This window comes from bacterium SCSIO 12741, from assembly GCA_024398055.1.
Taxonomy (GTDB): domain Bacteria; phylum Bacteroidota; class Bacteroidia; order Flavobacteriales_G; family Salibacteraceae; genus SCSIO-12741.
The window spans coordinates 582,164-596,098 of record CP073749.1 but is presented as its reverse complement, the minus strand read 5'-3'; the positions used below and the strand labels follow the sequence as shown (position 1 = coordinate 596,098).

The following is a 13,935-nucleotide window of genomic DNA, read 5'->3' as shown; positions in this document are numbered from 1 at the left end:
CCAATTGGTTCTCATTAGATTGAGGGGGGGAACCTTGCTAAGGTCGAGGAGCATGAGGCATTATTCAATAACCACCTTCCGAACCCAATTCAGGTCTGTAGTATCTTCCACATTTATCTTCACATGATACACCCCTTTTGGCAGATCTTTCATGTGAAAGTCCAAAGTATTTCCATTTTCAAGCGTATGAAGCTCATCATAAAGTACCTGTCCGGTCATACTTGAAAGAGTAACCTGGATAGGAGATTCGTACGATTGAGTGGTAAATTCGATGGTGAATGTTCCGTTTGACGGATTTGGATAGAGGTTAAGATCATGCTGTTCTTCCTCCAGCTCAACGGTTGTAAGGGCCGAATAATCCTGAAAGAAAGGCTGACCACCCGAAGATTTAAGCTGCTGGTTGGGATCGGTTTTTTGGAGTGCATGCGTTTTTCCATCAACGGCGCCGACATAAAAAAGCGTGTTGTCGAAGTAGAATAAACTCGAATTGGCTTTCACTCCACCAAAGCAGTTGTCAGTAGAAATCCGTTTCGTTTTCCAGGTAGTTTCCCAATAGAGCTGATAAATATGATCATCATCACCAATGAAGAATACCAAATCTGCGTCATCTGGAACCAACAGATTGGTTCCTGCTTTTACCGTTATTGAGCCCGGGGTTGTTAGCCAATCCACACACCAATAGGGCTGTCCGCAGTTGTAAAAGGCGTTAATCAAACCGTCCTGTCGAATGTAGAAACCAATGGAGTTGCTTTGCCAAACCCCAACATTAGACCCAGCTCTGATAAATAGATTGGAACTATTGGTTATTTGCTGGTTTTGCCAGCCACTGGAGTAATGAATTTTGTAGATGTTTTTGATGAGTGAAGCAGTCTTCCCGGCATAGTAAATATTAACTGGTGAAGTGGAGGCCACATCAATATCACAATCTTCGATCACCGTTGGAGCATTTGGGGTTAACCAGTTAACGCACCAAAAGGGTTGATTACAAGGATATAAAGCGGCTATCTTTCCATCGGTTCGAGTAAAGTAAAATTGATTTCCTCGCTTTTTGATATTTGTGGTGCCGCTTATGGAGAGATTCGTCTTGTTGGTAAGCTGCTGGTATTGCCAGGAGCCGTTGTTTTGATACAACCGGTAGAAATTTTTGACACCATTATCAATCCCACAGTAATAGATGGATTTATCGGCTGAGTTGTCGGCGTAGAACCCTGTGTTGGCATAGATTGGAGGTGCTGATATGTTGATCAGGGTTTGTTGCCAGCCGCTATTTCCAACGCTGGATCTTCCAAACTTTCCTGTTGCTTGATCGGTATAAAACAATCCTGACTGGCTATTGCCATGGAATTCCTGATTTAGGTTAACTACCGGAGAAATGATACTGGTTTGATTGGCCACATCTTCCCCAAATCCTTTGTGACTGGCGATGTAGGCTACATCCCCATATTCTGAATCCATTATTTGGGTGGGAATGATCAGGTTCAACTCATTGCCGCAGGTTACATATTCTTCAATGATGTTGTGTCGGGTAGGTAGTCCAGTGTACGTATCATACCACTCTACGGTATAGGTTCCTGAAACAGGTACATTCACTTTTATGGTTCGGTGGTTGATATCGGTTGACCAAGTTGGCTTATGTGAAGGGTTGAGTCCCGAGGTAAGGTAGGGGTCTGCTGCACTAAAAGTTCCATTTCCGGATCCCTGACCACCATGATAGTAATCACCGATGAGATTGTGAAAAGCGAATGCCTCACTTTGTGTCCAGCCAAAAACTTTGTTCCGCTTGCTATCAGCCAAATAGTAGTTGCTAAGATATTGATCCTTGTAATGATTGGCTGTTTGAACCGAAAAATCAAGGGTTTCAATTTCTTTGATAAACTCCGAAACGGGTTTGAATACCTTCATGTGATCGGACGATGGATTATTGGGGTTCGAGCGGACAATGAAAGGTTCCTTGTCCCAATGCAATTGACCACCCATAAATCCACTGAGTACAGAGCTCCATAGAGTGGAATGTTGTTGCAGTGCTCCGGGGTCAAAATTGGCATGAAAATTATAGCTAAAAATGGCCGATGATAGTTCATTGTAATGGTAGTTTACTCCATGTTCGGCGATCATTAGAGGTTTATTCGGTAAGTAGGTTCTTAAGGTTCCTACAATGTCATACATCTTTACTTTTTCATCTCGCATGGGCCAAGATGGAACAGAGTAATCTCCATGTGTTCCAGGTGCTGTTTTACTGCCCGGAGAGGTATAAAAGCTAAAGGCAAAATAATCAGCAAGTGCAGCAATGCTGTTGCGAAAGGAGTTGACGTTATCGTTCCAACTTGGCGGATTACCAAAATGTTGGGTACAAGGGCTCAAGTCCTTATTGCCAAAACTTGTTGTGACCATGTGGTCATAGATATCATGGTTTCGTGCTGCTGACATCAATGTACTTTGCCAAGAAACCATTTTAGGTGTAACACGAACCAATGCATTGTAAAGGCCATTGGGAGGCACTCCTAATTTTGCAATGTCATTGGTTACTAAGTCGGCCTCATTTAGCATTTCCCAGGAAAAAACACTTGTTGAGTATCCCCAGCGATCTACGATGTATTTCATTAGATCCACTTGAACATCCAAGGCAATGGGCCTATCCAAGAGGTCTTCAGGTTTGGTACAGTGACCTTTATATGCGCAGTTCGTCGTCTGGGTGAGTCGGCAGTTTGAATTGTAGGCATTGTAGCTCCAAGCACCTGGATTTAAGGTCATATAATTCAAACAGATTTGAATTTTTATTCCTCTTTGCTCAGCCTTTTCGATGATTTTATCCAATTGATAAGCACCCTTTTGTCTAAACTCGTCATAATACACCCGATTTTCAAAATGATTCTTCGGCCCATTTAGAGTCAGGGTAGTTTTGTGGTCAATAAAAATTCGGCAGAAATTACCACCCTCATCCGCTAAACGATCAAAGTAAACATCATAAAAATTGCTTCCTTGATGAGCACAATCCCATTCAGACCAGGTAACCAGATTTAACCCAAGTGGAATAAAGCCGCTTTGATCGGATGAGTACCGGAGAACATTGTTAACCATTCGAACAAATCCCTTATTACTACCACTAATGCATTGAAAAGACCCACTGCCTGCCGGTATGGAAGCACTACTGCTAAATGGAAAAACGAAATTCAGATTATAGGTCCAGGTACCCATTTGTTGTGGTGCAAATCTCACTTTCCAATTGAGTTTTGGCCCACCGGCAGGTTCGGTTAAAGTTTGTTCATCAATATGGGGGAAGTCTCGAATAGAGTTACCGCTAATGTTGCATATAGCAGAACTTTGAGGAGTATTGGTCACCGTAAAGTCTTCATACATAAAACCATTAACAGTTACAGTGTTGCCAGAAGGGTCGGTAAATTGAGCTTCCAGAATGATTGAATTTTTGTCATACGCATTTTTGGAAATTATTAAGGCCTTCTCAGCAGCCGAAAAAGATTGATGATCAAGGTTTAGGGTTAATTCAAACCTCTCGTACTGTTTTGGAGTATTGGTGTTTTCAGTGATTTGTGACCATCCAGAAATACAGAGGATCATGATCACTGCAAATAGGGGCGGAATTTTTCTCATGCTTATATGGTTTGAGTTTTAGGTACTATTGAAAATAAAATTACCACCCGAGTTTGGTGCTATTTAGATGTGATTCATATTGCCTGGATTTAACTTCAAATTCAAGCTATAAGCGTTCAAATTCAAAATTTTTGAAACTTGGATGGCCTACATTTCTTTCAAGAAATAAGGCCTTTGATATGGAAATGAATTAGCTGACCGCGAATCAAAAGTGGAGAAGTTAGAGGTCAAATTTAAGGGGGAATGCCTTTAACCTCAGGGCCAGAACTCATCATCAGACCATTGATTGGGAAACCTTAAGATTTGGTTTTGAGATTCAAGATTGTTTTTAGTTATTGCTTCCGTGCATGATCAGGTTTTCTGTTTCTTTCCACCTCCCACAGCATGATGTGCCAGTAGATTTCAGCAAAAACTATTCGACTAATGAATGGGTCTTCGAAATCTTTTGAATCATAACCCTCTAAGGCTCCCATTGTGGCCGTTGAAATACTGGGACCTCATACAGCTTCGACCGCTTCTATGTAATCCTGAATTCGTTTATCTCTTTTTTGAATGAGTTTCAGGCCTTGAAGATACTTACCATGAATGTTGAGGTACAAAGCGCTGTCAAGATGATTTTGCTGTTTTTCAAGAATCTGGCTATACCTTGCTTCTTGTTGGGAAGCAGCGATGGATGAGTCTTCCTGATCCAAAACAGGAAAAGTTTCCTCTTCTTCCAATTCGATCTTTATGCTTCCGATTGCATCTGGTTCATAAGAATAGTCTTCGTACCCGTATAATCTAATTTCCTTTCTCAGTCCTGAAGTCTCCAAAAGTTCAAGCACTTGCCGATTTTTCTGGGTATTGAATTTCCAATTTGTATCAGGTACAATTCTCTCGTGATTTTGGGTGAGCCTTTTTAAGAATGCTTTGGTTCGTTCACCGTTGGTAGAATGCTCAGTAAAGTTGTCTGCCAGGAACTCATGAAAAGAGTCCATGCCAGCATCCAATGCGGCTGCTTTTTCTTGACCTAAGAATTGATTGTAGGTTTTCAAATCTTCAGATTCTCCAACACAAGAGATGAGGATAAAAAGCGGTAATAGTAAAATTGATTTGTTCAATTTCCGAATGGTTACAATAATTAGTTAGTCAAATATAAGGGTAACCACGGCTTTCTTTGGTTTGTGAGTAAGTGCTTCTTGTGCTAAATAAAAGCCCGTCCAATTTTGGACGGGCTTTTGTGTTGGTCAGGATTTGCGCTGAAAGTGGCAAAAGGTTTTATTCAATCAGTAGCTGTTTGATGTGCCGTTCACCAGTGTCTGAGATGAGAGACAACAAGTAGGAGCCTTTCTCTAAGTCTGAAACATCAAGGGTATATATATCCCGTTCAGGTTGAATGTTAGATACCTTACTAATGATTTGACCACTCATATTAATAATGCTAATGGTTTTAATAGAGATATCCGTTTTAATCGAGACCAATTGATCAGCGGGGTTTGGAAAAACCTGAAAGGTCGATTCCGCTTTAACCCGATCGATTGAATGAAGGGTTTCCGAGGCAGCTCCTCTTTGCTCTTGAGCTTCATCTCCATCATTTTCAGTAGTAGGTTGAATCCCTTGTGCAAGTGGAAACCCATAAGAGAAGATTTCTTGTTCATATTCATGGTTGCAGCAGGTATTGTTGCTTTCGTCGAGATAAAAAATCTTCATTTTTACAGTATAATAACCGGCGGTCAGGTAAGGGTGGGTGACCATCCGTTCGTTTCCTACATGGTATTGTCCATCACCAAAATCCCAAACAACAACATGGTCATCCGTCAGTTGAACCTGGCCGGTACGAATAAAATGACCTAAGTAGTTGTATAAGGCATTCGCTGTGAATTGGTTCTGACCAAGTTGATTACACGGACTGCAATCCTGTGAAGCAACCTCGTGAAGGATATCTCTTGTGAATGAGCAGCATTCTACCCCATTGGTTGCCCAATAACGGATCGAAATGTTGTACAAACCTGGAGAGGTATAATTATGGTCCAGGTTGAGACCCATTGACGAAGTTCCATCTCCCCAGTTGTAATTGGCTCCGATGATGCGATAAGCGCAGTCAGACCAAACGGGCTCAATATTGGGTGTACAGCTACCCTGTACGGCATTACTCACAATTTCGAGGTCCATATTCTCACAGGGTTTGGGTAAATGTTCGACCGTAACTTTTAACTCACCCACATCATCTCCATTTTCTGTACTAGTCTGCCGAAGGCCAAAAAAGCCTCCATTTCCGGTAATGAGGTATTCATAAGAATGATTCAAATTATAGGCTGAGTTAATGGGCTGAGGAAGAAGGGCCCAGGTATTTCCGCCATCAGTTGTATACTCGAATCGGCGATCTCTAATTCGGGAATTATTATCACAGCCGGCCGCATAATTGGCAAAAAAGTATTCAGGGTCCATCGCTACTTTTCCCAGTTGATTGCCAATGGGAAACATGGGATTGGGCTCTGCAGTACTGGCTGAACCCGCATTGGTACAGGCTGGATGAAAATTGCTTACGATGTGTATTCTAAACGTACCTTGTATCGTAATTTTATATTCTTGACAGGATTTCGTGCTAAAGAACATCTGTTCATTGTAAGAATCATTCAAGCTACTGTGCTGATAAGTGTCGTAATAATAGGGGCCACCTTGACCATAGGCTTGGGCAATGCTCAGTAGAAAGAGCATATAGGTAATTAAATATTTCATGGTTTTTGTTTTAGTTGTTTTCGACTATAGAGGCTCGATGATATAGATGATTTGAGAGGTGGTTTTGCTGCAGCATTGTCCGCTAAGTGCATCCATAAAGTGAATGGTCATGCTAGCTTCATACATACCCGTTTCTGGTGGATAGATGTGGGTAACCAATTTGTCTTTTCCGATATAGGTTTGACCATCACCAAAATCCCATTCGATGGTGTAATTATCCGGAAGATTCTGAATACCAGTTCGACTAAATATACCCATATGATTATAGATTACTTGGCCGACAAATCCGCTTGACGAAGTCAGATCGCAAGGGTTGCACGAAGGGTTTTGTTCTTCAACGAAATGGTCGATTTTCCGGGTTGTTCTGCAGCAACTAACACCGTCCGTTAACCAAAATTCAGCCTCTATTAAGTAATTGCCGGGCATGGCATAGAAGTGATTTTGGTCTAACCCTTTTGAGGTAGTGCCATCACCCCAGTCATAGGTCGCCCCGATTAAATGGATTTTATCACATCCAATGGGTGCGGGTGCACTGAACGAAACATCAATATTTGGCGTACAGCTTCCGCTTAAGGCTGAGCTTGTTAGCTCAATGGAAGCGACCTCGCAAGGATCCACAGGTTCTATGGTGACCTTTATATGTCCAAAGTCATCGCCATTTAAGGTGCTCTTCTGATGAATGCCAAATTGCCCTCCGGTACCTACAACCTCATAAATGTAGAAGTGTTGGGGATTGTAATTTGTGCTAATTGGAGTGAGGTCTTGCCAAGTTATTCCTCCATCTAATGTATATTCAAATCGATCATGACGAGTAATTTCGGAATATCTGCAGATCTTGTTGTTTTCGTAATTGGCAAAAAAATACTCTGGATCATGTGTTACCGAGCCCAATAAGTTTCCAATAGGGTACATGGGATGATCTTCGACTTGGCTGGCTGCACCAGAGGTATTACATATATTTTCAAATACTGTTTTATCATGCATTCGAAAAGTGCCTTCTATTGTAATGACGTACTTCTTGCATTCCTCTAGATATATTCCAAATGCATCTTTGGTTATTTGGTTATTGGTAGATGAAGACGTTTGATGAACATCTAAAAAGAACGGGTTCGTCTGAGAATAGCCGATTTGGTAGACTCCTAATAAGGCCAACCATACGAGCAGTATTTTTTTCATGGTTCGTATTTTTTAGTTAAACAGGTTGTAAAATTAGGAGGGGCAAAAACAGATCAGATCCCGGTTTTTATGGGCTGTATAGCATTCTTTGTAAGTTGTTGGAATGATTTTGCTATTTGTAAAGCACAGATTGATTTTAATCTGTGAAATCCACCTTTTCTAAGTTTGAAAACAGGATTTATTCATCGAACCAACCCATTTTTTGGTCCTTTTGGCGGAGAGTCTTTTAAGGCTTTTGCGCACTTGTAGGAGCGAAGCTTTAATCACACTCAGAACTGAAAAAGCCTTGTTGTAAAACCGTGGGGCTTTTGTTGGGTTGGGGGGAGGAATGAGGTAGGATCGTTTTAGGTCGTGTTTAGAAGGTTTGGGAAATGAAAAGTGAAATTATCAAACTAGCAAATCACAAAGAGTTTTCGCATGAAATTCTCAATTACCACCCCATCTTTAGTTGGCTTGAAAACCATAAGAATAATCCAAGCGATATTAAATCCGTAGATTACATAGTAGTTTAACCATGTTGGAGCAAGGTATTTCTTTACATTGAATGCAATGATTTTTCGTGGTTTTAATACGGCTTCGGAGGGCGTTTTGTCACTCAACGAGTTGCTATAGTATTTATGTATCTCATTGTCACTTTGAGCGATCGACTTTGCATCCTCCACGTAGACATGGTTCAATCTTCTTCCTGCTCTATTGAAGAACCACCAAATTATTGAAATGAATATACCACCTAGGCAAACAATCATTTTAAGTGAAAAATTATCAGGAGTTGGATCAGTGAGGAAAAAATGGTAGTAGGAGGCTCCTATCAGAGATGTGTTCATGAAAAAAAGAAAGTGATTTCTCTGCCAAAATAGTTGTGCTTCCGAATGTGCTCTTTCAATCAAAAATTTGATTATTTCATGTTTTTCTTCCATATAAAATCTTGTTTAGTTTAAAATGGTTGTCATTGATTTTGATGTTTTTAGCGAACAATTTAGAGTTTTGTAGCATCTGAACCAATAGGTAATTGTACGTGAATTAGTAGGTCCAGATACTTTATTCCATTGGTCTTTGATTCAACTCGCCGCGAGAAGCTATAGTCTGAAAGGATTTCGAACCACCTAAAATCCTTGGTAGTTAGGTGATCACTTATTTTGAAAGAATAAGGTCAGGATATTGCAGAAAAAAGCCTTGATTTTCAGGATTTCCCATCCTCGATGGAGTGAGGGGATTACTTCATGATACCCAGTTGGGGAAGAGAATAGACCTCATCCAACTGGATGAAAAGAAACCAACCCCTAGTTCCCATCTTTGGTTCAAACCTATGAAGGCCTGTGAATGTATTGATTCAGAGGAGCTTCTATTTTTTTACTCAACACCTTGAATGATGATCAAATCCACCTTATCGCTATTTGCTACCTTGTTGTGCCTTAATCTTTTTGCTCAACAGTGGCAGACGAACGGAAACCACATTTACAACACCAATTTCGGTAATGTCGGGATTGGACTTCAAAACCCATCCGCGTATACACACATTTATGGTTCGATTAACGACTACATGTCCATCGTTGAAACTGATTGTGGCGGCTCAACCGTACTCAAACTCGAATCTTTTAGTGGACTTGATCTTCCCGATCCAGAGCAGCCACCACTGACATCCTGTATTCCTAAGAACGTTTTTGAAACTTGGCATCAAGGTACTGGTGCAAGCAATTTAAGGGTTCGAATAGATGGCTATGGTCGCTTAGGAATTGGGAATAATATTGAGCCTACACAGGATGTAGATGTAGGTGGGTATATTCGAATGCGGGCAGGTGCCGGAGATGGAAAAATCATTGTTGGGTTGGCAGATGGAACCATGACCTGGCAAAGTCCTTCCATGTTTGGGGTAGGATTTTGGGAACCTATGACTGGCAGTTCACCAGGGTTTGGTCACATTCAAAATGTCGATAACGGTGAGGTTCACATTGGTAATCGACCATACAGTTTATTTCTGGATCCTTGGTTAGGTTCCACCGACTACACTTTCTTGGCTAATGAAGGGGACTTAGGAATCATTTTTGGCCCGACGGCTGAGGACGGCGATGGCTCTGAACCGGGACTGGTGATTGGACCCAGAAATCCCGGAAAACCTTGGGGAGGAATGCGTATCGATTGGGATGGAACAGTTGCGATCGGTAATAAAGACGAGACAAAATACACCTACGATCAAACCACTGGACAGAAGTATATGTTGGCCGTGGATGGTCACCTAATCGCCGAATTGGTTAGGGTTAAACTTCATGGTGATTGGCCGGATTTTGTTTTTGCCAAAGACTATGAAAGACTTAGTCTAAGTGAATTAGAAGACTATATTGAAACCAACCAGCATTTACCGGGTATACCCAATTCGGATTGCGTTGAAGAACAAGGAATCGACCTTGGTGAGATGAATCGCTTATTGCTTCAAAAGATTGAAGAATTAACTTTATACATGATTGAGCAAGAAAAGGAGATTGAAGAATTGAAACGTCGTTTTGAAAATCAATGAATAAATCGCTGATCATAGGATTGTTGATGTGCTTTCCTTTCACATTTATGGGTCAGGAAAAAACGGAAGGAAATGAGGTTTTATACAAGAACACCATATCGGTTTCAGTTGGCCTTAAATCGAACCCTTATTCCATAAACTATGAGCGTTTTTTTAGGCTAAAGAATGAAAATTTCTACTTTACAGGAAGTGTAGGTATTGGATACTATTACCACTTTTCTGTTCCTGTTTATGCCCATTTCGGATACGGTAAAAAAGTAGCCGTGGAAGCTTTTTTTGGAACTTCCATAATCATTGATCCTGAATACTCTTCTAAGGCCTTACGTGACGACTACCTGAACAATCCGGATTACAGTTTTGGAGCAGAACCAACTTTTCCAGTGGAGCCTCATTTGGTAGGAGGAGCTGGAGTTCGATTCAATCTCTCGCAAAGACTGTATTTGAAAACTGAGGCAGCCTTATCTTATTCTAGAACACCATCTTATAAGGAATTCCCCAAATGGAAGTATGAATATTCATTTCTATTTGGTGAGGTATCCTTTGGATACAGATTTTAAACCATGAAAAAACTAATACTGATACTTGCAGTATCAATTGGACTTTACAGTCATTCTCAGACTAATTTGGTGCCAAATCCCGGCTTTGAACTTTCGACTACGGGTAGCTCCTGTGAGCCGGCCCTTTTGCCTGCTTCGGATAACTACGAGGCTCAAAAAAACAGATGGAGTAAAGTGTCCTCTTGGGATATGTGCGATCGAAGGGGGTATTGCTCAATAACCTCTCCTGATCGGTATTGCGATGCGAATAATGCACATTCAGGTGCGGGATATTTGTATACCGCGGTGACTGAAAAAGGACAGAAAGAAATTGTTAACTGCATACTTACTTCAAACCTTATTTCCGGAAATGAATACCACTACGAATACTTTGTCAAAACGGGTGGTAGTACGATATCAGCGGCAAATAAAATGATCGGCTTTTTTCTATCCGATAAAAAAGCGCAGCAAACTCGAATTTCCTTTCCAGCATGTGGAACCGCACGATTTAAGACTTTGGTAGAGGGGCAGGGGAATTTTATAGGAGACAACATTACGCTGAATACTACTTGGCAGAAAATTGAAGGAAAGTTTATTGCAAACGAGAACTCACATTGGCTGATAGTTGGAATTTTCAGGGATACTGATAAAGCTGATGAATACAGTATACTTTGGGACGATTTTAAAATTGTTGATCTGGGAGAGCCTCAAGGCTCTTGCCCTCCAGTCAGACACGTACAAAACTTTCATATCGATCATTCAGGCCTTCATCAAGCTGATTCGTTGCTTCGATCAGGATATGCGGTAGGAGCTCCATTTCCAACAACTCCAGGAAATGTTCAAATAAACCCTTGGAACGATGTTACCTTTAAAGCTGGAAAGGAAGTTACCATGGAGCCTGGATTTACAACGCTCTGGGGTACTCGTTATTTGGCTTACATCGCACCATGCAGTGAAAACCCCTGTGTGGCCAATTCAGCAGCGTCAGAAAAGCATTTTGACTTTTGTGGAACCCAAGGAACTGAGGTGCAAATTTCTACTGATTTTCAGCAAAGTGAAAAGAACACCATCAAATGGTCCCCATCCACTGGTTTGAGTTCCACCTCAGTATCGACGGTTAATTTGACCTTACCTTCTACTGGATCTGGAGTATTGATTTACACTGTTGAGGTTACCAATAGCTGTGGAATTATGTCGCAACAGGAGGTAATTGTAAAGTATAATAACACGGGTGCCCCGGCGACAGTTAATCGCTCTAATACAGTGGTTTCTGAATACGAAGCTTCTTTTGATCTGACCTTCCCATCCATTTCTGAATGGGCTGAAATAAACGTTTATGAAAAAGCCAATTCTTCGTTGGTTTGGTCAACCAATAGGATGTATTACGAGGAAAATTATGGGAACACTTTGGCCATGAGTATTCCATTGCACCCGGAAACATCGGTTTGCAATGACTACTGGATTGAAATCAAAACCAAAAATTCATGCAATTCGCATATTGCTATTGATACGCTGGATTGGAATCGAAGTTCATTTTGTCAACCCGATAAACCTCAATTGCTCAATTTTCCAACCGTATTTACACCTGACGGAGATGGACATAATGATGAATACTGTATTGAGGTTTGTGGAGCAGAGACTTATGATTTTGATGTTATAAATCGATTTGGTAACACAGTTTTTGCAGTGACCGGTGTAAAAATAGATTCAAAAAAACCTTGCCTTTGGGATGGAGGGAACATGGTTGCTGGCACATATAATGTAATTTTAGAGATTCACGGCTGTGGCAATTCATTGGCTCCACAGGCGCAAACCATAACCTTAATACGATGATTAAATCAAGAGATATATTCCTGGTTGTTCTTTTCCTGCTGGCTATCAACCAGTCTGTTTTTGGTCAATGGAGAGAAATCAATCAAACTGGGCGGGCCAATTTTGGTTTAGAAATGTTCAGCGCGGACATTGGGTACCTGTCTACGAATTCGGGTCTGTTAAAAACAGAGGATGGCTGGCAGTCTTTCCAACTTTGTTCTAATCCATATGACGTTTGGGCATATGATTTTATTGATGATTTGAGTGGAGTCATTATTTACACCGATGTCGATAAGGTTCAGACTGGATATGGAAGTACTTCAAACAACTGTATATGGAATTATAAGGCGAAGTCAGCTGGTGGAGGTTATACCACGGTGTTTATTTCGGATTCTGGCACGGTGTATTTCAATATAGAAAGCAATCAATTCGTTGCAGGGTCCAATTGGCTATCTAAACTTGACACATTCCAATTGGACAGCACGAATGCCATTCTTGATATACTATTCTATTCCGACAAAGAAGGTATAGTGACTACAGTCTTGACTCATGGTCATGATAGGGGCATTTTAAGAACTAATGATGGAGGAAATTCTTGGTCGAAAGTTTTTCAAATTAATAACGGTCTCATTATGATTAAGAAGGTTGAAGATGTGACCTATATCTGTGGTGATAATGGATTGATTTTGAAATCAAGTGACCAAGGAAGGACTTGGAGCAATATGCCAACACCGTTTCAAGATCATCTGATAGGAATCCAGTTTACTTCGAAGGATACGGGCTTCGTGTATGGAGGTTCATTTGAAGTTGGGAATGAAAATGGGAAGATTTATAGCACTTATGATGCTGGAAGTACCTGGTCGGATATTACTCCAGCCGATGTTGTCCAACCCATTACAGGAGCATATTTTCTATCGGGTAATGAAGGTTATGTTGCCGAAAAAACGGGAAAGATCTACTATACAGAAACTGGAGGTGGTGATTTCCTCGGGACAAAACCTTACGAAGGTCAGGAAGAGTCAATTGCCATTCAAATTTATCCCAATCCAGCAAAAGATGAATTGAATATTGTTTTACCAATCGAAAATTTTGCATCCAATCAACAAGTAATCGTTAGAGATTTGGCAGGTAAAGTTTTAGAGATAAAAAGCTTTGATTCGCCTAAAGGTACTATTGAAACTACGGCTTTGGCTCCGGGTGTATATTTTATCCAGATTGGTTCTGAATACCTGAAGTTTCAGGTGTTGTGATGTTTATTATCATTCGATTAGATGACTCCTGGGCTGACAGGTGAGCTTTTAATCTGTTCGGGAGAGGATTACTTCATGATCCTCAATTGAGGAAGTGTAGACAACCGAAAAGCCTCACTCCTCGCTCCGCTCCTCATTCAGTACTTTTTCGTACAGCCGATACACGATCACTCTCGTGCTGGCTCCTCGCCTCTACGAAAAAGCCCCTCTGCCGAGGGCAGAAGGGCTTTTCGTTTGTCGGGATGAGAGGATTCGAACCTCCGATCTCTGGTCCCCCAGACCAGCACTTTAACCGGACTAAGCTACATCCCGAGTGGGGGGC

The 13,935-nt window shown here is 41.1% G+C and carries 9 protein-coding genes and 1 tRNA gene; 4 read left to right on the top strand and 6 right to left on the bottom strand.

The window, feature by feature from the left end; genetic code table 11:
- Positions 1–60 precede the first annotated feature (60 nt).
- From KFE98_02585 to KFE98_02565, 5 genes are all read right to left on the bottom strand, one after another.
- On the bottom strand, positions 61–3,609 hold the full coding sequence (locus tag KFE98_02585) for a T9SS type A sorting domain-containing protein (protein ID UTW63061.1): 3,549 nt from the start codon (positions 3,607–3,609) through the stop codon (positions 61–63).
- 497 nt (positions 3,610–4,106) lie between these two features.
- Positions 4,107–4,709: a hypothetical protein gene (locus KFE98_02580; protein ID UTW63060.1), complete on the bottom strand. Its 603-nt coding sequence runs from the start codon at positions 4,707–4,709 to the stop codon at positions 4,107–4,109.
- 157 nt (positions 4,710–4,866) lie between these two features.
- On the bottom strand, positions 4,867–6,327 hold the full coding sequence (locus tag KFE98_02575; GenBank protein ID UTW63059.1) for a PKD domain-containing protein: 1,461 nt from the start codon (positions 6,325–6,327) through the stop codon (positions 4,867–4,869).
- A gap of 24 nt (positions 6,328–6,351) precedes the next feature.
- Positions 6,352–7,503 (bottom strand): hypothetical protein, encoded by a 1,152-nt coding sequence (locus tag KFE98_02570; GenBank protein ID UTW63058.1) that lies wholly within the window; start codon positions 7,501–7,503, stop codon positions 6,352–6,354.
- A gap of 392 nt (positions 7,504–7,895) precedes the next feature.
- Entirely contained in the window at positions 7,896–8,327 is a 432-nt protein-coding gene (locus KFE98_02565; GenBank protein ID UTW63057.1) for a hypothetical protein, read from the bottom strand.
- Between the two features lie 542 nt (positions 8,328–8,869).
- Here KFE98_02565 and KFE98_02560 point away from each other — a divergent pair.
- The 4 genes from KFE98_02560 to KFE98_02545 are packed head-to-tail and all read left to right on the top strand — an operon-like array spanning position 8,870 to position 13,613.
- Complete coding sequence (locus tag KFE98_02560) at positions 8,870–10,015, top strand: hypothetical protein (GenBank protein UTW63056.1); 1,146 nt, start codon at positions 8,870–8,872, stop codon at positions 10,013–10,015.
- Positions 10,012–10,572, top strand: coding sequence for a hypothetical protein (locus KFE98_02555; GenBank protein UTW63055.1), 561 nt, complete (start codon positions 10,012–10,014; stop codon positions 10,570–10,572). The genes KFE98_02560 and KFE98_02555 overlap by 4 nt, the downstream gene beginning before the upstream one ends.
- A gap of 3 nt (positions 10,573–10,575) precedes the next feature.
- On the top strand, positions 10,576–12,384 hold the full coding sequence (locus KFE98_02550) for a gliding motility-associated C-terminal domain-containing protein (GenBank protein UTW63054.1): 1,809 nt from the start codon (positions 10,576–10,578) through the stop codon (positions 12,382–12,384).
- Positions 12,381–13,613 carry a T9SS type A sorting domain-containing protein gene (locus KFE98_02545; protein ID UTW63053.1) on the top strand — a complete coding sequence of 411 codons (1,233 nt, stop codon included), beginning with the start codon at positions 12,381–12,383 and terminating at the stop codon, positions 13,611–13,613. The genes KFE98_02550 and KFE98_02545 overlap by 4 nt, the downstream gene beginning before the upstream one ends.
- A gap of 237 nt (positions 13,614–13,850) precedes the next feature.
- Here the strand turns inward: KFE98_02545 and KFE98_02540 are convergent.
- Positions 13,851–13,925, bottom strand: a tRNA-Pro gene (locus tag KFE98_02540).
- Positions 13,926–13,935 lie beyond the last annotated feature (10 nt).